General features: G+C 59.8%; 23 protein-coding genes. 8 read left to right on the forward strand and 15 right to left on the reverse strand.

The window, feature by feature from the left end; translation table 11 throughout:
* Positions 1 to 26 precede the first annotated feature (26 nt).
* The gene (locus AC24GY_RS03745) at positions 27 to 584 is read right to left on the reverse strand and encodes a TPM domain-containing protein (RefSeq protein ID WP_422323265.1); all 558 of its coding nucleotides are present in this window, start codon (positions 582 to 584) and stop codon (positions 27 to 29) included.
* Positions 585 to 882: 298 nt separating this feature from the next.
* Here AC24GY_RS03745 and AC24GY_RS03750 point away from each other — a divergent pair, with 298 nt between their 5' ends.
* Positions 883 to 2,466 (forward strand): hypothetical protein, encoded by a 1,584-nt coding sequence (locus tag AC24GY_RS03750; RefSeq protein ID WP_487680407.1) that lies wholly within the window; start codon positions 883 to 885, stop codon positions 2,464 to 2,466.
* Positions 2,467 to 2,559: 93 nt separating this feature from the next.
* On the opposite strand, the gene AC24GY_RS03755 is transcribed toward AC24GY_RS03750, so the two are convergent.
* From AC24GY_RS03755 to AC24GY_RS03765, 3 genes are read right to left on the reverse strand one after another with little or no spacing between them, the layout of a single operon-like run.
* Entirely contained in the window at positions 2,560 to 3,045 is a 486-nt protein-coding gene (locus AC24GY_RS03755) for a Fur family transcriptional regulator (protein ID WP_422323261.1), read from the reverse strand.
* 20 nt (positions 3,046 to 3,065) lie between these two features.
* Positions 3,066 to 4,016: a carboxylesterase family protein gene (locus AC24GY_RS03760; RefSeq protein ID WP_487680409.1), complete on the reverse strand. Its 951-nt coding sequence runs from the start codon at positions 4,014 to 4,016 to the stop codon at positions 3,066 to 3,068.
* Positions 4,017 to 4,075: 59 nt separating this feature from the next.
* Positions 4,076 to 5,173: a leucine-rich repeat domain-containing protein gene (locus AC24GY_RS03765; RefSeq protein ID WP_487680411.1), complete on the reverse strand. Its 1,098-nt coding sequence runs from the start codon at positions 5,171 to 5,173 to the stop codon at positions 4,076 to 4,078.
* A 44-nt stretch (positions 5,174 to 5,217) separates the two neighbouring features.
* On the opposite strand from AC24GY_RS03765, the gene AC24GY_RS03770 reads away from it, so the two are divergent.
* Together AC24GY_RS03770 and AC24GY_RS03775 are read left to right on the forward strand one after the other, a co-directional pair.
* Positions 5,218 to 5,532 (forward strand): putative quinol monooxygenase, encoded by a 315-nt coding sequence (locus AC24GY_RS03770; protein ID WP_487680413.1) that lies wholly within the window; start codon positions 5,218 to 5,220, stop codon positions 5,530 to 5,532.
* A gap of 78 nt (positions 5,533 to 5,610) precedes the next feature.
* Positions 5,611 to 6,075, forward strand: coding sequence for a c-type cytochrome domain-containing protein (locus AC24GY_RS03775; RefSeq protein ID WP_487680415.1), 465 nt, complete (start codon positions 5,611 to 5,613; stop codon positions 6,073 to 6,075).
* A 3-nt stretch (positions 6,076 to 6,078) separates the two neighbouring features.
* Here AC24GY_RS03775 and AC24GY_RS03780 read toward each other — a convergent pair whose 3' ends face one another.
* Positions 6,079 to 7,086, reverse strand: coding sequence for a methyltransferase (locus AC24GY_RS03780; RefSeq protein WP_487680417.1), 1,008 nt, complete (start codon positions 7,084 to 7,086; stop codon positions 6,079 to 6,081).
* 145 nt (positions 7,087 to 7,231) lie between these two features.
* Here AC24GY_RS03780 and AC24GY_RS03785 point away from each other — a divergent pair, with 145 nt between their 5' ends.
* The 3 genes from AC24GY_RS03785 to AC24GY_RS03795 are packed head-to-tail and all read left to right on the forward strand — an operon-like array spanning position 7,232 to position 9,107.
* Positions 7,232 to 7,843, forward strand: coding sequence for a LemA family protein (locus tag AC24GY_RS03785; RefSeq protein WP_487680419.1), 612 nt, complete (start codon positions 7,232 to 7,234; stop codon positions 7,841 to 7,843).
* The gene (locus tag AC24GY_RS03790) at positions 7,840 to 8,670 is read left to right on the forward strand and encodes a TPM domain-containing protein (protein WP_487680421.1); all 831 of its coding nucleotides are present in this window, start codon (positions 7,840 to 7,842) and stop codon (positions 8,668 to 8,670) included. Before AC24GY_RS03785 ends, AC24GY_RS03790 begins: the two co-directional genes overlap by 4 nt.
* A 2-nt stretch (positions 8,671 to 8,672) precedes the next feature.
* A complete protein-coding gene (locus tag AC24GY_RS03795; RefSeq protein WP_487680423.1) occupies positions 8,673 to 9,107 on the forward strand; it encodes a TPM domain-containing protein in 435 nt (144 codons plus the stop codon).
* A gap of 6 nt (positions 9,108 to 9,113) precedes the next feature.
* On the opposite strand, the gene AC24GY_RS03800 is transcribed toward AC24GY_RS03795, so the two are convergent.
* The 5 genes from AC24GY_RS03800 to AC24GY_RS03820 form a co-directional block, all read right to left on the reverse strand.
* A complete protein-coding gene (locus AC24GY_RS03800) occupies positions 9,114 to 9,536 on the reverse strand; it encodes a hypothetical protein (protein WP_487680424.1) in 423 nt (140 codons plus the stop codon).
* 70 nt (positions 9,537 to 9,606) lie between these two features.
* Complete coding sequence (locus AC24GY_RS03805) at positions 9,607 to 10,893, reverse strand: TolC family protein (protein WP_487680426.1); 1,287 nt, start codon at positions 10,891 to 10,893, stop codon at positions 9,607 to 9,609.
* Positions 10,890 to 11,876: an efflux RND transporter periplasmic adaptor subunit gene (locus tag AC24GY_RS03810; RefSeq protein WP_487680428.1), complete on the reverse strand. Its 987-nt coding sequence runs from the start codon at positions 11,874 to 11,876 to the stop codon at positions 10,890 to 10,892. The genes AC24GY_RS03805 and AC24GY_RS03810 overlap by 4 nt, the downstream gene beginning before the upstream one ends.
* A gap of 68 nt (positions 11,877 to 11,944) precedes the next feature.
* Entirely contained in the window at positions 11,945 to 12,421 is a 477-nt protein-coding gene (locus tag AC24GY_RS03815) for a T6SS immunity protein Tdi1 domain-containing protein (RefSeq protein ID WP_487680430.1), read from the reverse strand.
* Positions 12,422 to 12,425: 4 nt separating this feature from the next.
* The gene (locus AC24GY_RS03820; protein WP_487680432.1) at positions 12,426 to 15,533 is read right to left on the reverse strand and encodes an efflux RND transporter permease subunit; all 3,108 of its coding nucleotides are present in this window, start codon (positions 15,531 to 15,533) and stop codon (positions 12,426 to 12,428) included.
* 188 nt (positions 15,534 to 15,721) lie between these two features.
* On the opposite strand from AC24GY_RS03820, the gene AC24GY_RS03825 reads away from it, so the two are divergent.
* Positions 15,722 to 16,411: a VIT1/CCC1 transporter family protein gene (locus tag AC24GY_RS03825; RefSeq protein WP_422321452.1), complete on the forward strand. Its 690-nt coding sequence runs from the start codon at positions 15,722 to 15,724 to the stop codon at positions 16,409 to 16,411.
* Between the two features lie 17 nt (positions 16,412 to 16,428).
* On the opposite strand, the gene chrA is transcribed toward AC24GY_RS03825, so the two are convergent.
* The 5 genes from chrA to AC24GY_RS03850 all read right to left on the reverse strand — a co-directional run bounded on the left by chrA (position 16,429) and on the right by AC24GY_RS03850 (position 24,802).
* Positions 16,429 to 17,751 (reverse strand): chromate efflux transporter, encoded by a 1,323-nt coding sequence (chrA, locus tag AC24GY_RS03830; RefSeq protein ID WP_487680434.1) that lies wholly within the window; start codon positions 17,749 to 17,751, stop codon positions 16,429 to 16,431.
* An 82-nt stretch (positions 17,752 to 17,833) separates the two neighbouring features.
* Positions 17,834 to 18,826: a bestrophin family protein gene (locus AC24GY_RS03835; RefSeq protein ID WP_487680436.1), complete on the reverse strand. Its 993-nt coding sequence runs from the start codon at positions 18,824 to 18,826 to the stop codon at positions 17,834 to 17,836.
* A gap of 119 nt (positions 18,827 to 18,945) precedes the next feature.
* Entirely contained in the window at positions 18,946 to 19,071 is a 126-nt protein-coding gene (locus tag AC24GY_RS03840; RefSeq protein WP_487680438.1) for a hypothetical protein, read from the reverse strand.
* A gap of 33 nt (positions 19,072 to 19,104) precedes the next feature.
* On the reverse strand, positions 19,105 to 21,531 hold the full coding sequence (locus AC24GY_RS03845; RefSeq protein ID WP_487680440.1) for a hypothetical protein: 2,427 nt from the start codon (positions 21,529 to 21,531) through the stop codon (positions 19,105 to 19,107).
* A 463-nt stretch (positions 21,532 to 21,994) separates the two neighbouring features.
* Complete coding sequence (locus AC24GY_RS03850; RefSeq protein ID WP_487680442.1) at positions 21,995 to 24,802, reverse strand: PSD1 and planctomycete cytochrome C domain-containing protein; 2,808 nt, start codon at positions 24,800 to 24,802, stop codon at positions 21,995 to 21,997.
* 68 nt (positions 24,803 to 24,870) lie between these two features.
* Between AC24GY_RS03850 and AC24GY_RS03855 the strand changes: the two genes are divergently transcribed.
* Entirely contained in the window at positions 24,871 to 26,007 is a 1,137-nt protein-coding gene (locus tag AC24GY_RS03855; RefSeq protein WP_487680444.1) for a M20 family metallopeptidase, read from the forward strand.
* The last annotated feature ends 183 nt before the right edge of the window (positions 26,008 to 26,190 follow it).

Here is a 26,190-nt window from a genome sequence, read left to right on the forward strand (position 1 = left end):
CGCTGGGAGCTGCAGCAGCCATTGCATCATGAAATGGCTTGGTCATGTTTTGGGGCGGGTAGATCAGCCAGAGGCCGTGAGGTGGGCCGATGCCCGCTCCTCAAAGGCTGCAGGCCAATGTCAGAAACGGAGTCTGCCATTCCCGCTGCCTCGGGCTGCCATTGCATCGGACGGGCGTGTTTTCGCAACACTTCGCCCGCGCGAATGCACGAGGCTTCAATGGCCATCCCGAAAGCACCTTTGCTCAGATGGCTGCCGGCGGTTTGCATCATGCGGCTGATGATTTTTGGGCTGAAACATTTTTCGATGGCATATCCCAGAGTGATGCAGGCGGTTTGCGCTGAGGGATCCACGACCAGCACCATGCCAAAATCATTGCGACGGCTGACGGAGTGTGTGTTGAACGCTCCTTGATTGAGCAGCCAGAAGCCCAACTCTGCGACGCTTAAATTATTGGGCAGCGTGCCTAAGTAGACGGCAAAAAAGGCTTGGGGGAAGCTGCGTTCAAAATCGTCCAGAATGATCTCAAGGCGCCGGGTGTCTTCCAGTCGCAGGCAGTGGGCCGCATCGGTGATCCGCTCCAACCTAACCCATTGATTTCCAAGGTAACTATGAAGTAATGTCGCTGAAAATCCGCAAGCAGAGCAGGTGCTCTGCTCTGAGCGGACGCTTGCTTGGCAGCGCGGACATTTCATTGTTATAGAATATATGGAATATACAACTAATCAAGTCCTATTTCGTCACTCATGACACAGAAAAAATGTTTACACCGGGTGGCCTTTGTGGTGTAACTATAAGTTGATTCAACAATTTAAAAACGAACGCTGATTTTTTCCGGCTTTCATACTCCGAATTCAACGCTCAATTTTCCATCAACTGATCATGAAGCTCGCCTCTACCATTGTCATTCTCGGCAGTCTGCTGACTGCCGGTTCCATTCATGCCAAATGGTCGCGTATTCCGATCATCAAGGAAAAGCCGGTAAACGCGATCAGTGGTCCTGCCAGCAATGCATCGCTCGACAGCTCGTCTGGCATTGGTCGTGCAGATTCCATTCTTTCCAGTGACATCACTGCGTCATCGACGGTCTCCGCCGGTAAAAGCTTTCTGCTGATCAACCTCGGCAAACCGGTGTTGATTTCATCCTCTTCATTTGTGAACGACGGCATTGAAGGGCGCGCAACGCTCTCTGCAAGCGCTGACAAAAACGGCTGGGCGGTTCTCGAAGAGAAGGTCTTTTCCGCAGCTGATCGCACGGTGGAATTTAAATTTGCCGGGATGCAGGCCAAGTATGTCAAACTTGAACTGGCTCTCTCCAAAGGGGGGATCATCCGCAACCTTCAGTTTTTTGGTGCTGCGACCGACAAGGGTTACGCCGTCAAGCAGTCTGCTGATGGCAAGGGTGGCAAGCCAGCGGATCTGATCAACGGTCTGGGTGGTGCTCGCGTCGTTTACGCAGCTCCGAGACCTGCCAACGGTCTCGATACCGCCATCACCTACAACAAGTTCGCCTTCCCCGAGTCCGATGAAAAGTATCGTACCATCATCTATGACTTCGGCCAGCTGCGTATTCTGAATGAGTTCGCCTCCGTTCACTCGCCACGTCCAGTGCGCTTCGAAGTGTTCGCCTTCGACAATCTGCCGGAAAAAGAAGACTGGCGCGGTCGCATGGCCTTTGACCCAAGTGATTTTGGCAACATTGCTCCAGTGGCGGTGGCTGAGGACACTCGTGGCACAGGAACCCTCAAAGCTAAGCCTGCCAAGGCTGTCAAGACACGCTACTTGGCACTGCGCTGGGAGCCGGAGTTCAACCCGCCGGATTTCCAATGCACAGGCTCTGCTGAAGGTAATGTCATCAACATTGTGACGACCAACACAATCACCATCACCAATGCAGATGGCTCCAAAACCGTGATTACTGTGACCGTTGGAGATGCTCATGGTGCAGGTGCTTCCACAAGCGAAATCACTCCTGAAAATGCCGGCCAGATGGTGGCTCAGGGCGAAGCCAAGAGCGGTGACACGACCACAGTCACGACCGCGACGTATGCGCCAGGAGTGGATCCCTCTGCGCCAGGCGCGACGCCAGTCAGCACGACTACGACTACAGGCACCTCAACGGTGACCGTAACAACGCAATCCAATGGTACGGTGGTGACTACCAGCACTTCCACGACCACGGACTCCTCTGGAAATACAACCACCACGACCATCACCGAGAGCAAGGATTCAAACGGTAACACTACCACGACGGTGAACCAATCCACGACCGACCCCAACGGGAACACCACCACCACGGCCGATAATACCAACACTGGATCGGGCGGAAACAACAGCCAGACGAGTACCACAGGTACCAACAGCGATGGCAACCTCGCTGGTGGCAGTTCTCCATCTCCTGGTGGTAACGGCTCGCTGAACGCCAATCAGACCAACACGATCTCGACGGCTGCCACCTCGCCTTAATCGATTCGTCATTCATCTCGATCCCGCACTGGTTATACCGGTGCGGGATTTTTTATGCCTCGGAGCTGCCTGATGAAGCTGCCTTGGGAGCTCTCAGTTTCCTGCCACGCACTTCGGGCATAGGCCGTAGAACTCCAACTCGTGGTAGAGCTTCTGAAAGCCAGATTCTTTTTCGATCTGCTTCTCCAGGGCTTCCACCGGGCACGCGATGTCCAGCCGCTGGATGCGGCCGCATTGGGTGCAGATGAGGTAATCGTCATGATGACCGGGCTGCAGGAGGGTGTAATACGCGCTGCGATCATGCAGGCCCAGCCGCCGGATGAGCCCCAGCTCCTCCAGCTTGACCAGCACCCGGTAAACCGTGGCCTTGTCTGCGCTGCTGGTGAGATCGGGGGACTCTGCGATGTCCGCCAGTGACAGTGGCTGATGGGAATGGACGAGGATGGAAAGGACATTTTCCAGCGCCTTGGTGCGCCGCAGGCCGGCTTCACGTGCGCGTTCCATCATCGTGGCCGCCAGTTCGCGTGCAGAATCTGCATCATGATGCTGGCAGGTGGCGGAGTGGTGGTGGTGGAGCATCGCTTTCGAGGTGGGCGGATTTAAGGGGCTGACATGGCCTGCTTTTTCTGCTGAAACAACCATTCATGCAGATCGGCACGAGGATATACGACGCCCGTGATGCCGTGGCCGGCCCCTTCCAGTTCAGTGTAATTCATTCGTTCGCCACCCGCTTGCTTCACAGCTGCCACAATGGCGCGTGAACGCTCGACGGGCACCATGTCATCCTTGTCGCCATGGAAGACCCAGAAGGGGATGGGTTTCAAAATCTCCGCGTTTTTGACATCGCCCCCGCCGCAGAGCGGGACGCACGCAGCAAAGACCCCCGGATACTTCGCCGCGATGCTGAATGTGCCAAAACCGCCCATGGAGGACCCCGTGAGATAAAGACGGTCTGCGTCGATGGGGAGGTGTTCGGTAAGATCGGCGATGAGCGCGAGCAGGTTGTCCGCCACCTGGTTCTTCCAGCCGATGTCGGCGGAGGGGCATTGCGGGGACAGCAGAAAGCAGGGCTGCCTGGCCAGATTCTCAGCATTGGTCCAGATTTTCGGTGCACCACCCAGCTGCGATTCGTTGTCGGTGCCGCTCTGGCCGGAGCCATGAAGCCAGATGACGAGGGGGTAGCGCTTGGTGCCATCCAATGAGGGGCTGCCCCAGAGCTGGTAGTTCAGGCCCTGCTTGGAAACGCCTTTCACAAACTGCCCGGTGACCTTCTCGGCGTAGGCCCCCTCCTTCAGGCCTGCATCACGGCGTTTCTCGCGCAGCAGGCTGCGGATGTAGTCCTGATCTTCCTTGGAGAGCTTGTCCAAGGCCAGCCGGTACTGGTTGAAGTCGGTGCTGCGGCGGATTTTGACCTCCTTGTCGGAGAACTCGACAAGGTTGCCCATGAACTTCGATTTGCCATCGCTGGAAGTCCATTGCCGCGGCGGGTCGGCAGACTGCGCTCCAGTGAGCAGCAAACTGAAGGTAATAGCGCGAAGCAACACTTTCATGCCACATGCTAAGCCGCACCCATCTGTTACGGCAAGCACTTTGCATGGCGGGCGGCACCTCAGGGCGTGATGCGTGCGCCGGCCTTCTTCATTTCATCCACGAGTTTTTTGGAAGCATCGTCGATGGCATTCCCGTCGATGAAAATCTGGCAGTACGGCGCCCATTCACGCGGGCCGTCGTTGTCTTTTTTCCACATGCGGTGCAGGGGCGTGAGGTCGGTGATCTGGTTGTTTTCGAGAAAGAGGAACTGCAACTCCGTCAGGGGCTCCAGAGGCGAGATGTCCTTCACGCCATTGCCTTTGAGGGAGAGCATGGAAAGCCACTTCATGCCACCGATGCCGGCGATGTTGCTCACCTGATTGCCTTCGAGATACAGCGTCCACACCTTGGGCAGCTTGAACAGCGCCGTGGCGTCTTTGATCTGGTTGTTCGCGAGGTAGAGGGATGTCAGGGATTGAATGCCACCGAGCGCGGAGACGTCCGTCACCTTGTTGCCGGTGAGCTCGATGTATTGCAGCGCCTTGCACGCGGCCAGCGGCGCGATGTCGCTGATCTGGTTGTTGGAGACATCGAGAAATTGCAGGCGCTCCAGGCCTTTGATCGGCGCGAGGTTGGTGATCTGATTCTCCGGCAGAGTCAGGGATGCCAGGGATTTGCATTTTTCGAGGCCGGTCAGGTCCTTGATGCCTGCTTTCTTGCCTTCAATGATGGAGACAGTCGCCACATCTTCCGCAGTGATCACTTCCTGATTGTCGCGCTTGGCAAAGACCTGCTTTCTCACGGCGGCTTCGAGCGCCTTGTCAGGGAAAATGGCCACGGGTTTGGGGGCCGGTGGCTTGGCAGCGGCGGGAGCAGGTGTGGGTGGAGGAGTAGCGGGCTTTGCAGGAGGCGCCGCGGGTTTGGCCTGAGGCGTGGCTGGCTTGGCGGGGGCAGGAGTGGTTGCAACCGGGGCCGGTGCAGGCTTCGCAGGGGCTGCCGCAGGTTTGGTTTCGGGCTTGGCCGGGGGAGTGGCTGCCGCAGGCTTGGGCTCCACCTTGGCTGGAGCTGCGGGGGCAGGCTTCGTCTCGGCCTTGGGGGCCGCTGCCGGTGCTGGCTTGGTGTCTTGAGCGTGAAGACTGAGGGCGAACAGCGCGGGGAGGACGAGTCGAAGTTTCATGGCTGGGGAGATGTTAAGGCCATGATACGTAGAACGCAGGTTGCATGTTCAGCAAAAATCGCCTCTCTCTTGCTGTCATGGTCAATGTTATTGTCATCCTCGAGATCGATCCGGTGAAGATCGATGAGTTCCTTGCTGTCATCCTTGAAAACGCCGCCGCTTCGCGTTTGGAGCCGGGCTGCCTTCGTTTTGAAGTCAGCCGGGACAATGAGCAGTCCAATCTCTTCGCGCTGAGCGAGAGCTACGTGGATCAGGCCGCCTTTGATCTGCACTACACCACCCCGCATGTGGCGAAATGGCGCGCCAAAGGGCCGGGCTTTGTGCTCAAGCGCTGGGCCGTCAAAGGCCCCGTCTATTAAAAGCGCCCCGCTTCAGGATCTGCCTTGCTGAGGCAGATTCGAAGTCACAGATGGCGTGCAAGAGGCTAGCAGTGCGCGATGAAACGCCTTGTTATTCTTTTCGGTCTTTGCCTGGGTCTGGTTTGGTTGGCCGCGTGTGCGCACAAGACTGATCCTGAGCATCCTTTTGAAGCGGTGGCCGGTTACGGATACTTCATGCAGTACGTCAAACCGGTGCTCGAAACCCACTGCCTGGCCTGTCATCGCGGCAGCCATCCTCCTGCCGGACTGACACTGGTCCAGCGCAGCGGTCTTTATGCCCCGAGGAGATATGGACGTGCGTTTGTCGTCCCTGGAGATCCCAATGCCAGCAGGCTGCTAACGGCTGTGGCAGAGGGCGGCAATCACCCAGGCTTGTACCATGGCGGCCCCATGCTCGCCGGGTCGGAAGTGGACATCCTGTATGAATGGATCGAGGACGGCGCGTACTGGCCGGACAACCCAGCGGGCTTTCTGCAGCCACGAGTGGTCATTCCGCGCCAGAAGGGTCTGCTTGAGCGCTGATGCTTACTTGATGCCGATCACCATCGAGTCCGGGCCCACCAGGTGCTCTACGCGGCAGTTCGTAAAGCCAGCTTCCTGCATCCAGCCGATGCAGTCTGCGCCGGTGTAGTCAAACCCGCCCGGTGTCTCGATGAGCATGTTCAGGCTCATGAGCAGGCCGAAGGCATTCTCCTTGCGCGCATCGTCAATGATCGAGTCATACACCACCACGGCACCACCGGTGGGCAGCGCGGCGTAGGCCTTTTGCAGCAGCATCCGTTTCGTTGCCAGATCCCAGTCATGCAGGATGTGGCCAAAGAGCAGCACGTCCGCCTTGGGCAGTTCATCGGTGAAGAAGCTGCCGCCTGCAAAGCGCACGCGGGCATCCAGTTCGTTTGAGGCGATGTACTCTTCGAAGATGGGGCCTACTTCTGGCAGATCAAAACCAATGCCTTGGAGATGCGGCTGCGCCAGAGTGATCTGCGTCACCAGATCTCCCTGTGCGGTGCCGATGTCTGCACAGCTGCGATAGTCACCCCATGGAAACTTCTGCGCGATGGCCATGTTGGCTCCGCGGCTCACACCTGACATGGCACGCAGAAATTCGCGCAGCTTGGCAGGATCGGCATAGAGCGCGGTGAAGGGATCATGCCCGCCTTTGGATTCGTTTTGAGCCTCACCAGTGCGGACCGCTGTCGTCAGGCTGCCCCAGAATGGGTAGAGACGATGGTTGGCCATTTCCAAGATGCCGCCGATGTAGGAGGGCTTGGACTTGTCCAAAAACAACTCGGTATCCGGTGTGTTGCGGTAGATGCCATCGCCGTCCCGCTGGAGGAAACCGAGCGCCACCAGTGCATCCAGAAAATCACGCGCTCCACGCGGATGCAGTCCGAGCCGTCCTTGCAGCGTGGCGAGATCCCCCGGGTGCTTTGCCAGTTCCGTGAAGATTTCCATCTCCACTGCGCTGAGCAGTGTCTTGGAGCTCCAGAAGGCGAGACCGGTGTGCAGGATGTGATCAGGAGTCGGGTGCATGGGGTGGATGAGTTTTGTCCGATTGTGGCAGAAGGAGTCCAATCGTCATCAAAGATTTTGCCGGGAGCACGGCTGTTCGGTGGCTTTACAAAATGGCGGCAATTTATTCATCGCGTTTGTTGATGTGGCTCCTATCATCGGCCTCATGAAATCGCTCCTGGTTGTCCTTGGTGTTGTTGCTGTCATCGTCCTGACCGTCATGGCCGGCTACAACGGTCTTGTTTCGGGTAATCAGGCCGTCGAAGGGCAGTGGGCCCAGGTGCAGAACGTGTATCAGCGGCGCGCCGACCTGATCCCAAATCTGGTGAAGACCGTGGAAGGTGCGGCGAATTTCGAGAAAAGCACACTCACGGAAATCACCGAGGCCCGCGCATCCGTCGGCAAGGTGCAGGTCAACAACGCACCTTCCGATCCTGCGCAGTTTGAAGCCTTTGAAAAGGCACAGGGCGCGCTGGGTGGAGCACTGAGCCGGTTGCTCGTGGTAGCGGAGCGTTATCCCGACCTCAAGGCGAATGCGGGCTTCCTAGCCCTGCAATCGCAGCTGGAAGGCACGGAAAACCGCATCGCTGTGGAGCGCGGGCGCTTCAACGAAGTGGTGCAGAGTTACAACACCAAGATCAAGAGCATCCCTGCTGTGTTTTACGCAGCGGCGCTCGGCTTCAAGGAGCGGCCCTACTTCCAGGCGAAACCAGGTTCTGAGGAGCCGCCCAAAGTGGACTTTAAATTCGGTGGCAGCGCTGCCCCCAAACAGCCGTGAATAGACTGGCCACATCCTGGCTCGGCCCGCTGCGGCTGGCGTCCGCCATGCTGGTGCTTGCCGTCACCGCTGTGGTGGCCGCTGAACAGTTGCCGGAAAAGCCCGCGCGATTCTTCAATAATTCCACGGGCGTCGTGGACCATGGCGTGGCTGATCAGTTGAACGAGCGTCTGGCCCAATATGAGCGTGAAAGCTCAAATCAACTGCTCGTGGCCATCTATTCCCGCATGCTCACCGATTCGAGTCTGGAGGATTATTGTACACGTGCTTTTGAGAAATGGGGGGTGGGTCGTGCTGATCGTGACAATGGCGCGGTGCTGTTCGTCTTCATTGATGATCACAAGATGCGCATTCAGACCGGCTATGGCCTGGAGGCAAGCCTGACGGATGCGGAGTGTTTTCGCATCATCGAAGGCATGAAGCCGTTTTTTCGGAAACAAGATTACACCGGCGGTGTCAGCTTCGCGGTGGCCGCAATGATTGAGGCGACGAAGGGCGAGTACCAAGGCTCTGGCAAAACCTTGGCCGAGTCCCATGGCAATCCACAGGTGTGGGTGCTGGTCCTTTTCCTGACGTTCATTCTGTTCGCCATCGGCCTTAATCTTTATTTTCGAATTCGCGGTGACCAACTCTATGACGCGAAGGGGCGGCGTCATGTGCAGGGTGGTCAACCCTGGTACAATTGGAACTGGAGCAGCAGCGGCAGCTGGAGCAGTGGTGGTGGAGGATGGAGTAGCGGAAGCGGTGGCGGAGGAAGTAGCGGCGGCTCCTCATTTTCCGGGGGTGGCGGCAGCACCGGCGGAGGCGGTGCCAGCGGAGGATGGTAACCATGAACGCGAACCAATTCATCGCCACGATTGCAGATCACCAGGTGATCCAGGCGATCCAATCTGCGGAAGCGCAAACGAGTGGAGAAGTGCGCGTTTTTGTGACGGACAAGTTCGTTGAAGACCCGATTGCGGAGGCATGGAGAACCTTCGCGCGTCTGAACATGCAAAGCACAAAGCAACGAAACGCCGTTCTCATCTTCGTGGGCCCCAAGGCACGCAAGTTTGCCATTGTGGCGGATGAAGGCATCCATCACTTCTGCAAAGAGGCGTTCTGGAACCAGCTCGCGCATCAGTTGTCCGAAGGCTTTAAAGCGGGCGATTACACCAGTTCGCTCGTGCGTCTGATTGAAGACATCGGCCGCGCGCTAGCAGCTCATTATCCTCGTTTGGAAGCCGATGCGAACGAACTGCCTGACGAAGTGCTCCGGGATTGAGGCGGGCTATTTGACCTCAAGTCCGGCTTTCATTTCATTCACCAGCGGCTGGAGGAGGCTGAGCAAAGGAGCCAGTGCATCAGTCAGTTCGCTTTCGGCTGCCTCCCAGCCCAGACACAAGGAGGCACCCTGCACCTGCAGCTCTAGGCCGCGATGGTAATGCCGATTGTCGCAAGCGCGCACGCCGGGATTCAGCGGGATTTTGAGTGCGTTGAAAGTGTCTTCAATTTGAGTGGCGAGGGGCTCCGGCAGATCAAGCTGATGCCAGACGGTGATCGGCAGTTCCGGCATGTCATGGGTGTAAAAAATCACCCGCTGATCACTGTCTTCCAGCCTGGCAAACACATGAAAGCGGCGACCCTCCTCGCTTTCAGCGAAGCACTCGCTGTAAATAAAAAGTGCGGTATGGGGGATGGAGGGCGGAGTCATTGGGACGAGTGTGAGGCAGCCAGGCAGTGATGCAACCGGAACCCCAACTCATCAGGAAATGGGCCAAGGCCTATTTTCCCACCGCCCGCTTCAGCGCATGCTGCGCTTTGTTGAAATCGGTCACGGCCATGACGCGGCTCTGGCGCGCACGAGTTAGTTCTTCACGTGCGAGGAGGTATTCGAGAACGACACCCACCTGGCTGGCCTGGCGTTCCTTGGCCAGCTTGGTCATCTCTTCGGCGGCAGCCACGGCTTCGTCGTTGATCTTGATCTGATCATTCGCGGACTGTGCACGGGTGGCGGCTTCGACGACTTCGCGACCGACGGCGGCTTTGACCTGACTGGTTTGCAGGGAGGCGCTTTCTTCACGGGCATCCGCCAGCTTTTGACGCTGACGGTCAAACAAACCGCCGGGGCCGATCTTCCAACCAAGACCGAGGTAGTAGTCTTGCTGGCTGCCAAAGTTGCCCCACTGGTTGCCCACGTTGGGCCCGCCGCCCAGTCCGCCTGTAGTGTAGCCAGCCTGCACACTCGGGATCAAGGGGGCGACACGGGCGCGATCTTTTTCAGCATCCATGGAACTGTGAATGGCCTGCGCGGCATGAATCTCAGGCCGGTGCTGCTGCGCGAGCGAGATCATGGTGGCGACGCCTTTGCCGGCCATCATTCTCACTGGAACGAGATCCGACTTCGCGGGACGCAGCACGGCATCGGGAGTGAGGCGGAGAATTTCAGCGAGTCGCGCGACGGCGAGATCGCGTTGCTCCTCACCTTGGCGAATTGCCAGCTTGGCGCGGCTGATCTGCGATTTGACGCGCAGCAGGTCGGCGCGGAAGGCGGTGCCTGCGGTGACAGCGCCATCAAGCTGCTTGCCATAGTCTTCGGTGAGTTGCAGGTCGTCTTCAATGATGGTGAGCATGGCCTCGGCGGCGAGCAGGTCGTAATAGCGCTCCACGGACTGCGTCACGATGTCGATGCGTGCCTTTTCCGCGAGGTGCTCGGCGGCGAGTGCGCGCTGCTTGGCGGCGAGTGCGGAATAGTAAATGTCACCGGGAGACCAGTCGATCATGGCACCGGTGCCGACATTGTACTGCTGCTTGTTCGCATTGAAGACATTGCCTGCAATGTCCTGCAAGCGGCCCTCATGGCCACGATACCCTGCACCGAGACTCAAGGTGGGCCAGAAGCGCTGCCAGGCCTGCTTGGACTCCGCCACGGCTTCATCATGCTTGGCACGTGCGAGCTGAATCTCGTCGTTGTTGGCACCCGCGAGGCGCATGACGGTGCGGAGATCGACGAAGGCGGGATCGGCGTGGACGAGTGTCGCGATGAAAAAAATAGAAAGGAAGAGTTTCATGGCTTCGCGAGAGTCACTGGTTGTTTGTCGGTGAGCAACGTGGTGCCGGGCAGCAGGATCACGTCGTCTGCTTTAAGATCAGGAATCTCGACATTGGTTCCGTCATTGAAGCCGGGCTTAACCGCGGTCTTCATTGCCTTGCCATCCACATGCTTGAAGACAAAGGCATTGGTCTTTTCCATTACGAGTCCGGCGACGGGGATGAGCGTGGCCTTGTCGTGTTTTTCGACGGCGATCTTCGCCATCGCATACATGCCGGGGCGGAGCTTGAGCTCGGCGTTTTTGAGGTCAGCTTCAGCGAGCATGGTGCGGGTGGCAGGATCGAGCGCATAAGCGATGCGTGAGATCCTGGCTTCGACAGGTGCGGGGCCGCTGGCATCGATCTGGGCTTTCACGGGTTTGCCGACGGCGACGAGCCCGGCTTCCATTTCGGTGACGGGGATCTGGAGGCGCAGCGTGCTGGCATCGACGATCTCGACGACCTTGCTGGTGTGGGCGTTGACCAGTGCTCCGACATCCACATGGCGTGCAGTGATGATGCCATCGAACGGAGCTTTGATCTCCGCAAAGGCGAGCATGGTGGTGACGCGGTCCATGCCAGCTTTGGCGATGGCCAGCTTGGCTTCTGCATCCTCAACCGACTGCGGCAGCACGATGTCCGGCGATTTGGCGCGGGCTTCATGCATGCGCTTGGATTCAAGACTGGCGGCGGCGACTTCGGCTTTGCTCTTGGCGAGGTCCGCCTGGAGTTCGGGCACTTCGAGTTTGGCGATCACCTGACCGGCTTTGACGGCATCGCCTTTATCAACGCTGATGGTGGCGATGTAGCCAGTGACTTTGGCATAAAGCACCGCCTGCTGAAATGGCGCGAGCGTGGCAGGCAAGGCGACCCAGCGGTGGATGGTGCCGGTGGTGGGCTTGGTGGCGGGGAGGTCCAGCGCAGAAGAGAGGGTGGTGAGGAGGAGGAAGATCAGCAGGCGCATGGGAGTGGCGGAGGATTGAAAACTGAAAACTGGGAACTGAAAATTTTAAATTGGCCGGAGGCTCGATGTTAGGAGAACGTTGTCGGTTGAATGATGACTTGTGATCCGTCAGGAACATCTTGTAGCTGACGGTGAATCGATCCCCAGACTCCAAAGTGCTCGTGTACAGGAAGGGAGACTCGATTCTCGATGTCATACGCACCGCCCAAGACCGGTAAAATCCGATAGCTGAAACATCTTCCTGGTTCAAGGACATGTCCCAACTGGGACAACCGGTCGATGATCGGAATCATCAACCAGTCATCAGCATTATCTGCCTCATCAATCTTGGTGCAAAACTCATCACGACTGCCAACCAGATTCTCCAAGGTGCCGCCGCCTACTTCGAGCATTTTGATCGAACCATCAGGCATGGCGATGAACAAGTCTCCAGCACGAGTGAAAAGCCATACAGTGAACTCATTGGGCAAAAGCCAATGCCATTCCTGCAACAGCTCGCTCCAATTGAAGCTGGTATGATCGATCAAGTAGTCGTGAACGTTCATCAATTTAGCTCTCAATGGGTTCCAGCGATGCGGTTTTGGCCGTCTTGCTCGCGAGCAGCGCATACACGGTAGGCAGCACGAGCAGCGTGGCCACGGTGGCGAGTGCGAGGCCGCCGATGGTGGCGATGGCTAAGGGGCTGGTCTGTGAGCGGGCGAGGGCCATGGGGATCATGCCGGCGATCATGGCGAGGGTGGTCATGAGGATGGGGCGCAGGCGGGTGGTGGCGCTTTCCAGTGCGGCGTCGCGTTTGCTCAGACCGGTGAGCTGGGCGCGATGGGCGAAAGTGACGAGCAGGATGGCATTGGCCACGGCGACCCCGACGGACATGATGGCGCCCATGAAGCTTTGCAGGTTCAAGGTGGTGCCGGTGAGCATGAGGGCGAGCACCACACCGAGCAGCGCTGCGGGAATGGTGGTGAGCACCATGAGGGCAAGGCGCACGCTTTGGAAATTGGCAACGAGAAGCAGGAAGATCGTCACGATGGCGATGAGCAGGCCGGTTTGAAGGCCGCTTTGGAGTTCCTTGAGCGGCGGCACCTGACCGCGCAGCGTGACACTGACACCAGCGGGCGCAGGATTGGCAGCGATGACCTTTTCGACCTGCTTGGCAATGACGCCGAGCGGCTGGTCATGAAGATTTGCGGTGATGGAAACGGTGCGGGCCATGTTGTAGCGGTCGTACTGGCCGATGACGCTGCCTTCACTGATCTTGGCGATGTTGCGCAGCGGCACAGGGGACCTGTTCTGCGCAGTGACGGGCAGGTTGCGCAGATCTTCGAGTCCTTTCATCAGCGTCTGTGGCACCTGCACCTGCAATGAGTAGCTGACGCCTGTCTTGGTGTCGGCCCAGAAGTTCGGCACGGTGAAGCGGCTGCTGGCGGTCGCGGCCACAAGGCTGCGGGTGGCATCGCTCATTTTCACACCGAGCAGACCGGCGCGCTCGCGGTCGATCTGAACATCCACGCTGGGATAGTCGAGGGTCTGGCTGAACTGCACATCCCGCAGGTCTTTGAGTTCGGCGAGCTTGGTTTTGAGCAGTTCAGCGTGGGCGCGGCTGGCGGCGAAATCCTTGCCGCTGACAGCCACTTCGATGGGCGTGGGGGAACCGAGGGCCATGACGCGCGAAACGATGTCCGCAGGCTCAAAGGAGAACTGCACCTGCGGAAACTCGGCGGCGAGGCGGGCGCGGAGTTTTTCGCGCAGCGGAGAGATGGCAACGCCGCTGCCGTCTTTGAGCTGGATTTGCAGGATGGCCTCCTCGGGGCCGCTGTTCCACTGATGGATGAGATTGACGGGATAGTTCGGCGCATGCACGCCGACGAGGCCCATGCTGATGGAGACTTTGTCGGGCCCCGTTTCCTCACCGATGATCGCCAGCGTGCGCAGGGCGATCTGCTCGGTGGTTTCAAGCCGCGTGGCGGTGGGCGCACGCAGGCGGAGCTGGAGCTGACCGGCATCGATCTGAGGAAAGATCTCGGTGCCGATGAAAGGGAGCAGGATGATGATGGCGAAGATAACGCCGCCGAGGTAGGCGGGAACGAGAATGTGGCGCGTGGTGAGCGAGGGAAGGAAAATCCAACGCAGCGCGGATTCGCCTGCGGGTTTGGCTTTCGCCTCTGCACGCGGGGCGGAATGCCACCAGATGTTCAGGATCGGCACCAGTGTGCTGGAGAGCAAATACGAGGCGATCATGCTGAAGCCCACGGCGAGGGACAGCGGCAGGAAAAGCGCCTTGGCTGCACCCGTCATGAAGAAGCTCGGCACGAAGACGGCGAGAACGCACAGCATGGAAAGCGAGCGCGGGCCGATGGTTTCCTCAGACGCGTCCAAAACAAGCCGGGCAAGCGAACGACCTCCGCCCTGTTTCATGTGGCGATGAATGTTTTCGATTTCTACGGTGGCTTCATCCACGAGAATGCCCACGGCGAGCGCGAGGCCGCCGAGGGTCATGAGATTGATGGTGTAACCGCCAATCCACAGCGCGAGCACCGCTGCTGCGATGGCGAGGGGGATGTTCAGAACGACGATGAAGGCGCTGCGCAGATCTCGCAGGAAGAGGAGCACCATGAGGCCGGTGAGCGCGGCGCCGAGGATGCCTTCTTTGACGAGATCGCGGATGGCGCGGATGATCCAGGGGCTTTGATCAAACTCGAAGGTGACGTTGATGTCCTCGGGGCAGGCGGCTTTGAACTTGGGCAGGTTTTGTTTCACCAGCTCGACGACGCTGAGCGTGGAGGCATCACTGCGTTTGGTGACGGGCATGTACACGGTGCGCTTGCCGTTCACCATGGCGATGCTGTACATCATGTCGCTGCCGTCGCTGACTTCGCCGATGTCGCGCACATAGACGGCACCCTGATCGGTGACCTTCACCGGCACGGCGGCGAGGTCCTGGATGTTTTTGACGACGGCGTTGGTGGGGACGATGGGGAAGCTGCCGGGCAGCGCGAGATTGCCGCTGGGGCTGATGGTGTTCGCGGCAGTCATCGCTGCCACGATGTCATCGGGTGAGAGGCCGTAGGCGCGGAGGCGGTCCGGCTTCACATTGATCAAAATGGTGCGCGCACTGCCGCCGAAGGGGGGCGGTGCGGAAACACCGGGCAGCGTGGCAAAGAGCGGGCGCACCATGTTGAGCGCGGCGTCCTGCATCTGGCCCACGGTGCGGGCGGGATTCTCCGTGGAAAAGACGAGATTGCCCACCGGCACGCTGCCTGCATCAAAACGTGTGACGAAGGCCCCCGGCGTCCCCGCCGGCATGAAGGAGCGCGCGCGGTTCACATACGCGATCGTTTCCGAGAGCGCGGCGGACATGTCGGTGCCGGGATGAAACTGCAGCTTCATGATCGAAGCGCCTTGGATGTTCTTGGACTCCACGTGCTCGATTCCGGCGATGTAGAGGAAGTGGTACTCGTAGTAGTAGGTCAGGTAGCCTTCCATCTGCAGCGGGTCCATGCCCCCGTAGGGTTGCGCGACGTAGATGGTCGGAATGCCCAGCGTTGGGAAGACATCGCGCGCCATCTTTTCCTTGGCCTGCCATGCGCCGAGCAGGATCGCCACGACGATAACGATGACGGTCCAAGGATGGCGGAGGGCGAAGCGGGGAAGGGACATGCGGGAGAAATGACCAATGGCTGGAAAGGGGGCTGGTAACTGGCCGGGAGGTCAGGTTCTATCAAGCAACAACACTCACCAGACTAGCCGGTTATTGCACTCGGTGGCAATCCCATAGACTGGTTTTGTCAGGAACAATCTGCACGATCCGTCTTGCAGCTACGGTGTTAACGCAGGATGCTCAGGGCATGAGTCATTCTGAAAATCATCGTGCGCATCGCATCGGCTGGCTGCGTGCCGCAGTTCTCGGAGCCAATGATGGCATTGTTTCCACGGCGAGTTTGATTGTGGGGGTGGCTGCGGCGGAGTCTAGCCAGAGCAATGTGCTGGTCGCGGGCATCGCAGGATTGGTCGCCGGGGCGATGTCGATGGCAGCGGGTGAGTATGTGTCTGTCAGCTCCCAGTCGGATACGGAACAGGCAGACATCGCACGAGAGCGTCAGGAACTGGCCGAAGATGGCGAGAATGAACACGCCGAACTGGCGGCGATCTATGTGAGCCGTGGGCTTGAACCAGAGCTGGCCAAACAGGTGGCAGTCCAGTTGATGAAGAAGGATGCGCTGGGCGCGCATGCCCGCGATGAACTGGGTATTTCTGATACGCTGATCGCACGGCCGGTGCAGGCGGCGTTTGCCTCGGCGGCTTCTTTTGCAGTGGGCGCCGCGCTGCCGCTGCTCCTGGTCGTGGTGGTGCCTGCATCCGTTCTTTTGTGGACGGTGTCGCTCAGCTCGCTGCTGTTTCTGGCCTTGCTGGGTGCTCTTGCGGCTCGCGCGGGTGGTTCGCCCGTGCTGAAGTCCGCCTGGCGTGTCACATTCTGGGGAGCTTTGGCGATGGGTCTGACGGCGGGCGTGGGTGCGCTGTTTGGTGCAGTGGTTTGATCGACTGACGAATGCGCTCAGGCTAAAGCGATTTGTTTGACGAGACCCAGGAGTGCGCAGGCGCCGATGACGGGCATGAGTCCGACCTTGAAGCGCTGCATGGCGATGAAAGCGGCAATGGCGAGCACGGCGATGAAGGCATCAAAGCCTCCGCTGGCAGGCCACAGCGCGTGGGTGGTGAACTTTACGCCGAGATTGAGAATGACACCGACGACAGCGGCTGTGATGGCTGTGAGCGCAGCGCTGAGGCGCGGCTGCTCGCCGAGTTTTTCAATGTGCGGTGCGCCGAGGAAGATGAAGAGAAAGCAGGGAATGAAGGTGACCCAGGTAGTGATGAGCGCGCCGACCGTGGCTCCGGCAAACGGCGTCAGATCACCCGGATGCTGCCAGCCGCCGACGAAGCCGACGAACTGCAGCACCATGATGAGCGGACCGGGTGTGGTCTCGGCCAGGGCGAGGCCGCTCATCATCTGTGGATGCGACAGCCAGCCGTGGATTTCCACCGTCTGTTGCGCGACATAAGGCAGCACCGCATACGCACCGCCAAAAGTGACGAGCGCGGCCTTGCTGAAAAACAAGCCCTGCTGTGCCTGCGTGCTGCTCCAGCCAAGCCACCCTGCGATTGCAAAGACCGGCAGCCACCAGAGCGTGAGGCAAAGGGACGTGATGGTGAAGCTGCGCGTCCACGTTACCTTGGGCGCAGGCGGTAGCTCAATGGATGAGGTGCTGTCTTTGGCGGCACCGTGTCCTTTGCCAGCGGGGAACTGTTTTGGCAGCAAGCGGTTGCCAACGTAGCCTAACACGGCAGCACCGAGCACGATAAGGACGAACGAGATTTGGAAGACGTAGATGGCGACAAAACTCAGCGCGGCCACGAACCATAGCGTGGGGCTTTTGAGCGCCTTTTTGCCAATGCGCAGCACCGCCTCTGCCACCACGGCGATGACGGCAGCGAGAAGGCCGTGGAAGATGGCCGCGAGCCATGGGAGATGCCCGCCTGCCATGTAGAGCCAGCTCAAGCCGAACAGGATGAAGACCGAGGGCAGCACAAACAAGGCCCCTGCTGCGATGCCGCCCTTCGCGCCATGCAAGCGCCACCCGAGATAAGTGGCCAGTTGCTGCGCCTCGGGTCCGGGCAGCAGCATGCAGAAATTCAGCGCGTGCAGGAAGTGGGCATCACTGATCCAGCGGCGCTTGTCCACGAGCTCCTTGTGCATGATGGCGATCTGCCCGGCAGGGCCGCCGAAGCTGATGCAGCCGAGTTTGAACCAGTAGCGCAGTGCCTGGCCAAAGGTGGGCATGGAAGGAGGTGTTTCATCGCTGCTCATCAGCGCCTTCATGCCTGAGGTCGCTGTTATGATCAACCAAGGAAGATTGCCTCAGGCAGAGGAAGGGGCATCTCCAGCGTGACCGTTTCATCCGTCAGAGCAGTACGTTGTTTTCGGGCTGCAGCTTCGGGGGCAGCTTTTCTTCGCCAAGGATCTCGCGGACATCGATCTCGATGTTGCGGCAGATGGTGGAGATGGGAGTGTCGTTGATGGCGTTGTCGAATGGGTTTTCGCTGAACTCACCGGTCTGCTCCATGGTGTAAAAGACCCAGGAGATGAGCACCGAAAAGGGAATGGTGAGCCAGACGCCGGGCCCGCCCACAATGGCGCTGAGATCCTTCAGCAGGCCAAAGGGGAGCAGCAGGATGAAGATGTGCACAAAGATATGGCTGGAGATGCTGTACTGGCGGAAGAGCGGGGTCGTCTTGATGCGCTCGCATCCACCCTGAAGATTGTGGAACTCAGTGACGAGGCGCATGAGTTCGATGTGCTCGAAGGCATCGAGCGCGCCCTCGCGCTTCAGCCTGGCAAGGTGCTCGGCATGCACCTTGAGGAGCATGCAGGCGGGATTGTTGAGGCTCTTGAGGTGGTCGAAGTAAACCATCTTGTCGTGCTCCCCGAGGATGCGCTCGAGACCTTTCTCAAACTCCTCAAGCTCGCGGCGCTCGCCGGCGAAGGTCTTGTGGAGGTTCTGCTTGCTGGTGGCCCAGGGGATGGTGCGGCGCAGCTGCAGACGGAGGATGTTGATGAAGGCGAGGTGGCGGTAGGCGGCCTCGCGTACTTCCTCAGAGGCGGCGGGAAGACTGGCCTTCAGGTGGGCGACGAAGCTGCGGGAGGCATTGGTGATGCCACCCCACAGACGGCGTGCCTCCCACAGGCGGTCAAAGGCCTGGTTGTTCTTGAAACCGACAAAGAACGCCACTGCGGTGCCGATGGTGCCGATTGGCAGAAAGGGAATGGCGATCCAGCTCATTCCCGCGAAACGATAGAGGACAACCGCCAAAGTGCTGATGAACAGGGACTCGATGAAATTTCGACGTGCGAAATGCCAGAGCAGGATCAAACGGAAGTCTTTGCCGACGTACATGGGGTGCTGATGCGATTTGGGAAGTGATGCTGAAGGGGGCCAGTTCAAAGCACTCTGCATGCCAGGCAGGGCTTCGGTGAATGACGCGGTCTATACGATGGCAGACGCGTGCTGCGCGATCAGTTTTTTGCGTCATTCATGTTGTTGAAGATGGCAGGGTGCAGCACATCCACCTTCCCGAAGGAGGTTGGAATTTCGCCGTTGATGAGCTTGAGGGCCACGTTGCGGTTCAACGTGGCCCTCAAAAGCTGCGGATGTTCTGGCGACGACTCATGGAATCAAGGCCGCCAGATCCCATCGTCGTACCACTCTTTGCAGACGATTTTGGCGATGGGTGCGGTGTCCTCCCGGGATTTCCAAAGCGGCAGGCGCAGTGCTTGGGCGAAGGTGTGATCATAGGCGGCAAAGAGATGGCGCAGGGCGGCGTGTGAGCGGCGTGCATAAACGGGGAAGCAGACGAGGTGACCGCTGTCGGAAATGGCGACGAGCTGCCGCGCCCAGACACGCCCCTGCGTATCGCGTGCGTAAAGCACACGTTTGTTGGCATCGAGCGCGTTTGCGACGGTGGAGAAGCTGTTGAAGCTGCCTGCGCTGAGGCAGGTGCCGAAGTCGGTGCCCATGCGCAGGATGGCCTGCAGATCATCTTCCGGTCCGATGCGCACGGCACCGATGTCACGCACATCGTGCTCGATGAAGAATCCATCATTCCACTGCTCCGCGCGCTGACGCGGCAGCTTGCACAGCCACTGCTGGTTGGCGGGATGGGAGAGCGTCCACTCGCGCGTGGCCTGCCGGTGTTCACAGGCGTGCAGCAGGCGGCGGAAGGAGCGGCGGTTTTCTTCGCCTGCACCCGCCGCGACACGCAGCGTGTGCGTGGCGATGTGGCCGCCATGCAGATGGGGGAAGCGCCGGCGCAGGGCCCACTCCGCCAGATCATCGAGCACTGCGAGACGCAGCCGGTGGATGTTGCGCGTGAGTTCCTCCATGTAGTGTGTCTTCACATGCTCATGCAGTTTACCCGCAGCGCGCAGCTTGTCCGGCACGCCGGGGAAGCGCGGGTGAGATGCCTGAATGGTGTCCACCAGCACGATGACATGCGGCAGGGGCGTGTGCACTGCATTGCACGGGGTCAGCGGATGTTCGCGAAAGGCTTCCCACAATTCCTTTCGTTCGCGCCATTCCAGTTCGCCGATGCGGCGCATGGTGCGCGCCCACTCCAGGGGTGAGGCCAGCAGCATGCCAAGCAGGCACCCAGCCGGCAGCCGTCTGGCATGAGAGAGACCTATGACAGCATTGGTTCGGGAAGACCAGCCCACGAGCGCGGGCTGCATCTGCCGCCAGGCTTTCTCGGGCACCTGCAGCAGTGCCGAATGATCTTCTATGGAAATAGACTCCCACAGGGCTTCGATCATCACGGGAATGTCCTCTCCCGGGTGCTTTTCAAAAGTGCGCACGCGCTGCAGCCAGAGCAGCAGTTGATGCACTGAATGTGTGGTCATGCTGAGGTGTTCCGGATTGATGCGCCAGGCTTCAATCAGATCGGCCGCGAGTTGCCGCCGCGCCCACGGCGTGGCGTACGCTTCACGAAGCATGGCATCCCAGAGGTTGAGCCAGCGCGTCCATTTGACGGCGGCTTTGCCGCGCTTGCGCCCCAGATGACGCAGGGCTTCAAGAATGCTGTCGAGCACTTCCTTGTACAGAGGCCGTGCCAGCAGACGCTGAATGGCCGAGGACCAGTCCTTCAATCCCGTGGCCTGCTGCCAGATCTGTTTCGGGCTGCGCAGCCATTTGGCGGCTTTGCAGTGGAGGACGAGATGAAGCTGCCGCCTGCAAGGTTCATGCATCGGGCATGCTTGAGTCTGAAACTCCAGCTTCCACTGCCGATGGTAATGAAGCGCATGCGCGAGAAAGCGCGGGGTGCAGTTGTTGGCGAGACTCAGGTAGCAAGTCCGGGCTATGTGAGTGTACTCCTTGGCGTCCGTGAGATGATGCAGTGTGGTGAGAAGCCTGTGCATGCCTGCGGGTGGTGGCCGCAGGTATTGCTTGGTCTCCACGAGGGTGCGCAGCAGGGGCAGTTGTTCTGCGGCGGTTTGCTGCGCGATCAATGGCAGCCACGCGATCTCCCCTTCATGCAGCAGCGTGGCTATCAGAGCCTCGCGGTCAGGTTCAAAGCCTCGGTTTAAAGTGGAGGTGGCGGTTTCGAGCGCATCGGTCCATGCCTGGGATCGTGAGCGAATCCAAGGCAGCCAGAGGCGAGCAGCGGCGCCGGATGCATGCACGTCATGTGCAGCGGGCAGATCCATGCCGAGCAGTTGAAGCGCTTCGCGACGATGTGGCGCAAGCTCCTTCATCAAATACTGGCGTGTGGCGGGATCTCCCAGCCACGGGCGTATGTCACGGCTATGCCAGTGGCGAGGCAGAGGCGTTACAGGGAACGAACCATCTGCGGGAAGCGCGTGCTGGATGAGGCTGAGGTCCGCGAGAGTGCGTGCCGAGTGTGTGGCACGCGACAGCCGCCACCAGGCTTCATTGATGGGAAGCAGGGCGGGGAATTTTTCGCAGTGCTCGGCTTGGATGCGCCAACCGCTGTCCTGCGATCCGGCAGGGCAGGAGGTGCGCGCGCGCTGTGCGGCTGGATGCTGCTCCAGGCGCAGGAATACGATTCGTCCCGCCTGCAGGCGCAGGGGGAACTGCATGAGAGTCATGAAATGAAAAAGGCCGCGATTGACCACACCAGTGCGCCGTCCGTGCGTGGTGCATCGCGGAAAGAGACGCGGACGACGGTGCAGGGGTGGACTGCGCGGGCGTGATGAGATCGACTCAACATCGCAGATGCTGGCGGCTCGTGGCGCCGCGCATGTCCAGATGGATTCAGACGGCCTTCGTTATGAGGCCGTCAGCGCTGCAAGAAAACTGGTCTGCGCGGTGAACATGATGCGATGTGTAGCCACAGAACGCCTTTTGGCAAGCCTGGAGTACGATGGACACTCTTGTCCGTCGGCCTGCGCTCCTCCTCAGCAGGCAATCCACAAATACACATGCAGCAACGCCGCGGAAGGTTTGGGCTGCTGGAGATCGATTTGAGATAATGCGTGCACAAAAATGCTGAAGGTGCCGCTGGCCGACAGACAAGAGTGTCCATTGTACCTTCGTAGCGGCCCGCTGCGCCTACCTCAAATAAATGAACTCATTGCTCATCATCAGCGCCTGGCAAAGCAGCGCCCAGGCCTCCTGCTCGCGTTTGGTGGAGTCCTGATGGGTGGAATTGAGCGAGGCATCGGCGGCGGTGAGATAGTTCTCAGCACGGCGCAGATCTTCGGCAGTGGCTTCACGGGCAAAGGCGAGGCGATAGGCGGCGCGGAGGCGGGCCTCCTTGTTGGCGGAGAGTTTGAACAGGCGGGTGGCGAAGTTCTTTGCGGCGTCGGTGGCGAGGTCGCTGTTCATGAGGAGCAGGGCCTGCGGGGAGACGACGGAACTGTAACGCAGGCCGGTGCTGGTGGAGGCATCGGGATAGTCGAACTGCTGGAAGAGGTCGTAGAGATTGTTGCGGATGATCGGCATGTAGAGCGCACGCCGCGTGCTGCCGTAGGAGGTGAAGTCCTTGGAGGTGTGATTGAAGACGAATTCGCGATTGCGGCGCGGGATGGTCTTGCCGCCGATGGTAGTGTCGAGACTGCCTGCGACTTCCAGCAGGGCATCGCGGATTTCTTCGGCTTCGAGACGGCGCACGGGGAAGTGGTGCAGCAGGAGGTCTTCGGGATCAGCCGCGTAACCTTGTGCCGAAGTGGCGGAGCTCTGCTGATACGTGCGCGAGCTCATGATGAGGCGGTGCATGTCCTTGAGGCTCCAGCCGTTGCTGGTGAACCAATGGGCCAGCCAGTCGAGCAGGGCAGGATGCGTGGGCTGCTGGCCGAGGAGGCCGAAGTTGTCCGTGGTGGGGACGATGCCCTGACGGAAATGCCAGGACCAGATGCGGTTGGCGATGACGCGTGAAGTGAGCGGATGTTCGGGGCTGGCGAGCCAGCGGGCGAGTTCAAGGCGGCCGCTTTGATTCGCGGGGAACTGCGGCTTGGTGGTGAGTGATGCCTGGGCGACCTGGATGAAGCCGCGTTGCACGGGCTTGCCGAGCGCGAGGTGGCTGCCGCGAATGTGGATGGGCAGCTCTTTGATGATCTTCGGTGCTTCGGCCACGGCGAGCGTGGTGGGCAGATCCGGAAGGTTGCTTTCCGTGGTCATCATCGTGTCCTTCAGCGAGCGCACCTTTTCAGCCACGTCTTTGGGGAAGAGAATCATGGGCTCGGGTGGCAGCGCGAGGAAGCCTGCGGGGGCATCCAAGGCGGCACGCGCCTGATGCAGCAGCGAGTCTTCGGATGCGTCTTTGGGTTCTGCTTTGGCGTCCGCTTTGGGCTTCGCTTTCGGCGCAGGAGCGATTTTTTCTGCAGCGGCGAAGATGGCGGTGTAGTAGCCACGCAGAGATTGCACATCGCCCGTCTTACTGAGAACATCCTGCCAGGGCTTGAAGAAGGGCAGCGTTTCGTTGGCGGCGAGGTACACGCGGCAGTTGAGCAGGATGTGCGGGCGCAGGCCGAGCGGCTCCGCCACCGGGCGCACCTGGCTCAGGGTAGGTGCCTCGGGCAGCTTGGCGGCGGCCATGAGGTAATCGACTGCGTGTTCACGCACCTCTTTGCGCAGGGCTGTGATGGCGGCGCTTTCGGCTTTGGAAACGGCGGCCCTTTGGTCCTTGAGGATGCGTTCGGAAGATTTGACGGCGGCAAAGTCATCGAGCGAGCCCACGGGCGCTTCATACGCCGTGCTCAGCGCGCCGATGCGGTCCACGCTGAAGCTTTGCGTGCTCTTGAAGATGGCGGCGAGTGAGTAGTAGTCAGCGGTCGGGACGGGGTCGAACTTGTGATCATGACAGCGTGCGCAGCCGAGGGTGAGGCCCATGAAGGCGCGGCCCATGACATCGATCTGCTCATCGATGACGTCCATGGTGAGCTTCTCCTTGTCCGGTTCGGCGAGGACTTTGGCACCGAGATTGAGAAAGGCGGTGGCGGTGACGTGCTCGTGGCGCTCGGAGAGGTCTTTCGATTCGAGCAGATCTCCGGCGATCTGTTCGGTGAGGAATTGATCGAAGGGTTTGTCGGCGTTGATCGCCTTCACCACATAGTCGCGGTAACGCCATGCGGTGCCGAGCGCGATGTTCTCATCGAGACCGTTCGAGTCCGAGTAACGTGCCACATCCAGCCAGTGGCGACCCCATTTTTCACCGTATTGCGGAGAGCGCAGCAGGCGGTCCACCACCTTGGCAAAGGCGTCGGGGGCGTTGTCTGCGAGGAAGGCATCCACCTCCTGCGGAGTGGGAGGCAGGCCGATGAGATCGAAGGTGGCACGGCGGATCAGCGTGCGTTTGTCAGCAGGCGCCGCCAGCTTGAGTCCTTTTTCAGCGAGTTTTTCGCTGATAAAAGCGTCGATGGGATTGGATGCGTCTGTTTTGGGGACGGGCGGCGCCACAATCGGGCGGAAGGCCCAGTGCTTGGCACCCTCTTTGAGATCAATGACACGTGGCGCACCTGGTTTGGCGGAGGCGACGGCCTCACGCGGATCTGGCGCTCCCATTTTCACCCACTCTTCCAGCGTCTTCACTTCCGCCGCAGGCATGGCGCCTTTGGGCGGCATCTGCAGGTCCTGGTTTTGATAGCGGATGGACTCGATGATGTGGCTCTTGTCGGGATTGCCCGCGACGAGGGCCGGGCCGTTGTCGCCGCCTTTGAGTATGGCGTCGCGGGAATCGATGAAGAGGCCGCCCTTGCCCTTGCCGGATTCGACGGAGTGGCACTCGTAGCAGCGTTTGATCAGGATAGGGCGGACGTTCTTTTCAAAGAAAGTGATTTTCGCGTCATCCGCAGGCGCGGCCATGGCTGCGCTGCCCGTGTGCAGCGTCAAAAGCAGGGCAATGGAGAAAGGGGCTTTCATGAGACAGTAAAAGTACGGCCAGAAAGCAGCGCTTCTTGCCGTGGGATTGACTTCGTTTAGTTTGCGAGATGTCTCCTGTCCTGAACACTCTGGCCGACCTCGTCCGCATCAACAGCATCAACACCTCTTATGAGGGCGGTCCCGGAGAGGGGGAGGCGGCGGCCTACGTGCGGCAATTCTTTGAGGAGCGCGGCATGGAAGTGTGGGAGCAGGAAGTGTTTCCGGGGCGCAACAACGTGATCGCGCGCGTGCCGGGTCGCGACTCCTCCAGGCGCATCGTGTTCGAGGCGCACATGGACACGGTCTCCGTCAAAGGCATGACAATTGATCCCTTCGATCCGGTTGTGCGGGATGGCAGGCTGCACGGTCGCGGCTCGGTAGATGACAAGGCGGGGCTGGCGGCGATGATGCACGCGGTGGCGGACATTCACGCCAGCGGTGAACCTCCGCCCTGCGAGGTGTGGCTGGCTGCCGTGGTTGACGAGGAGTATTCCTTTCGCGGCGTGGTCAAACTCTGCGAAGGACTCAAGGCCGATGCCGCCGTGGTGGCGGAGCCGACAGAATTCAAATGCGTGATTGCGAGCAAGGGAGTGCTGCGCTGGCGCATCCGCACCAAGGGAAAAGCAGCGCACAGCTCGAAGCCGCATCTGGGTATCAACGCGATCACCGCGATGTCGCGCATCGTGCTGGCCTTGAACGAGGACCATGAGCGCATGCAGCAGACCCAGCATCCGCTGCTCGGGCCGGGCACCTGCAACGTGGGCGTGATCCATGGCGGCGTGCAGGTGAACTTCGTGCCGGATGAGGCGGTGATCGAAATCGACCGCCGTCTGCTCCCCGGTGAAGAAGTGCCGGACGTGCTGGCGCATTATCAGGTGCTGCTGGATGCGCTGATGAAGCGACACCCGGACGTGCTGGCAGAAATGGAAACACCGATGCTGCAGGACTGGCCCTTTCAGACCGACGCCCAAGCTCCGCTCGTGCAACTTGCGCAAACCTTGCTCGGCGAAATGGAGCGCGATAATGGCGTCAGCGGCGTTCCCTTTGGCAGTGATGCCAGCAAATTCTCACGCATGGGCATTCCGACGATCCTGTTTGGCCCCGGCAGCATCGATCAGGCACACGCAGCGGTGGAGTACGTCGAGTGTGCCGAAGTGGAAAAGGCGCTGGCGTTTTACACGGAGGTGGCGCGGCGGTTTGTGTGAGGAGGAGGAAAGCATGCACTCGCATGTCACTGCGCGTGCGGACGTGAAGTACGATAGACACTCCTGTCTGTCGTTCAGCGCTTCGTCGGAGCGGGGTGTAAACAAATGACCTGCGGCTCCGCTGCGGCGGAGGAAGTGGCGCGACGTAACGCAAAGGGATGCGCAGCCGACGATGGCTTTAAG

This window comes from Prosthecobacter sp. Pr1, assembly GCF_057652315.1.

Bases quoted from the DNA above. Each gene is read 5' to 3' on its own strand.
- AC24GY_RS03750 (WP_487680407.1), top strand. From the start codon at position 883: ATGAAGCTCGCCTCTACCATTGTCATTCTCGGCAGTCTGCTGACTGCC.
- AC24GY_RS03755 (WP_422323261.1), bottom strand. From the start codon at position 3,045: ATGCTCCACCACCACCACTCCGCCACCTGCCAGCATCATGATGCAGAT.
- AC24GY_RS03760 (WP_487680409.1), bottom strand. From the start codon at position 4,016: ATGAAAGTGTTGCTTCGCGCTATTACCTTCAGTTTGCTGCTCACTGGA.
- AC24GY_RS03765 (WP_487680411.1), bottom strand. From the start codon at position 5,173: ATGAAACTTCGACTCGTCCTCCCCGCGCTGTTCGCCCTCAGTCTTCAC.
- AC24GY_RS03770 (WP_487680413.1), top strand. From the start codon at position 5,218: ATGTTCAGCAAAAATCGCCTCTCTCTTGCTGTCATGGTCAATGTTATT.
- AC24GY_RS03775 (WP_487680415.1), top strand. From the start codon at position 5,611: ATGAAACGCCTTGTTATTCTTTTCGGTCTTTGCCTGGGTCTGGTTTGG.
- AC24GY_RS03780 (WP_487680417.1), bottom strand. From the start codon at position 7,086: ATGCACCCGACTCCTGATCACATCCTGCACACCGGTCTCGCCTTCTGG.
- AC24GY_RS03785 (WP_487680419.1), top strand. From the start codon at position 7,232: ATGAAATCGCTCCTGGTTGTCCTTGGTGTTGTTGCTGTCATCGTCCTG.
- AC24GY_RS03795 (WP_487680423.1), top strand. From the start codon at position 8,673: ATGAACGCGAACCAATTCATCGCCACGATTGCAGATCACCAGGTGATC.
- AC24GY_RS03800 (WP_487680424.1), bottom strand. From the start codon at position 9,536: ATGACTCCGCCCTCCATCCCCCATACCGCACTTTTTATTTACAGCGAG.
- AC24GY_RS03805 (WP_487680426.1), bottom strand. From the start codon at position 10,893: ATGAAACTCTTCCTTTCTATTTTTTTCATCGCGACACTCGTCCACGCC.
- AC24GY_RS03810 (WP_487680428.1), bottom strand. From the start codon at position 11,876: ATGCGCCTGCTGATCTTCCTCCTCCTCACCACCCTCTCTTCTGCGCTG.
- AC24GY_RS03815 (WP_487680430.1), bottom strand. From the start codon at position 12,421: ATGAACGTTCACGACTACTTGATCGATCATACCAGCTTCAATTGGAGC.
- AC24GY_RS03820 (WP_487680432.1), bottom strand. From the start codon at position 15,533: ATGTCCCTTCCCCGCTTCGCCCTCCGCCATCCTTGGACCGTCATCGTT.
- AC24GY_RS03825 (WP_422321452.1), top strand. From the start codon at position 15,722: ATGAGTCATTCTGAAAATCATCGTGCGCATCGCATCGGCTGGCTGCGT.
- chrA (WP_487680434.1), bottom strand. From the start codon at position 17,751: ATGAAGGCGCTGATGAGCAGCGATGAAACACCTCCTTCCATGCCCACC.
- AC24GY_RS03835 (WP_487680436.1), bottom strand. From the start codon at position 18,826: ATGTACGTCGGCAAAGACTTCCGTTTGATCCTGCTCTGGCATTTCGCA.
- AC24GY_RS03845 (WP_487680440.1), bottom strand. From the start codon at position 21,531: ATGACTCTCATGCAGTTCCCCCTGCGCCTGCAGGCGGGACGAATCGTA.
- AC24GY_RS03850 (WP_487680442.1), bottom strand. From the start codon at position 24,802: ATGAAAGCCCCTTTCTCCATTGCCCTGCTTTTGACGCTGCACACGGGC.
- AC24GY_RS03855 (WP_487680444.1), top strand. From the start codon at position 24,871: ATGTCTCCTGTCCTGAACACTCTGGCCGACCTCGTCCGCATCAACAGC.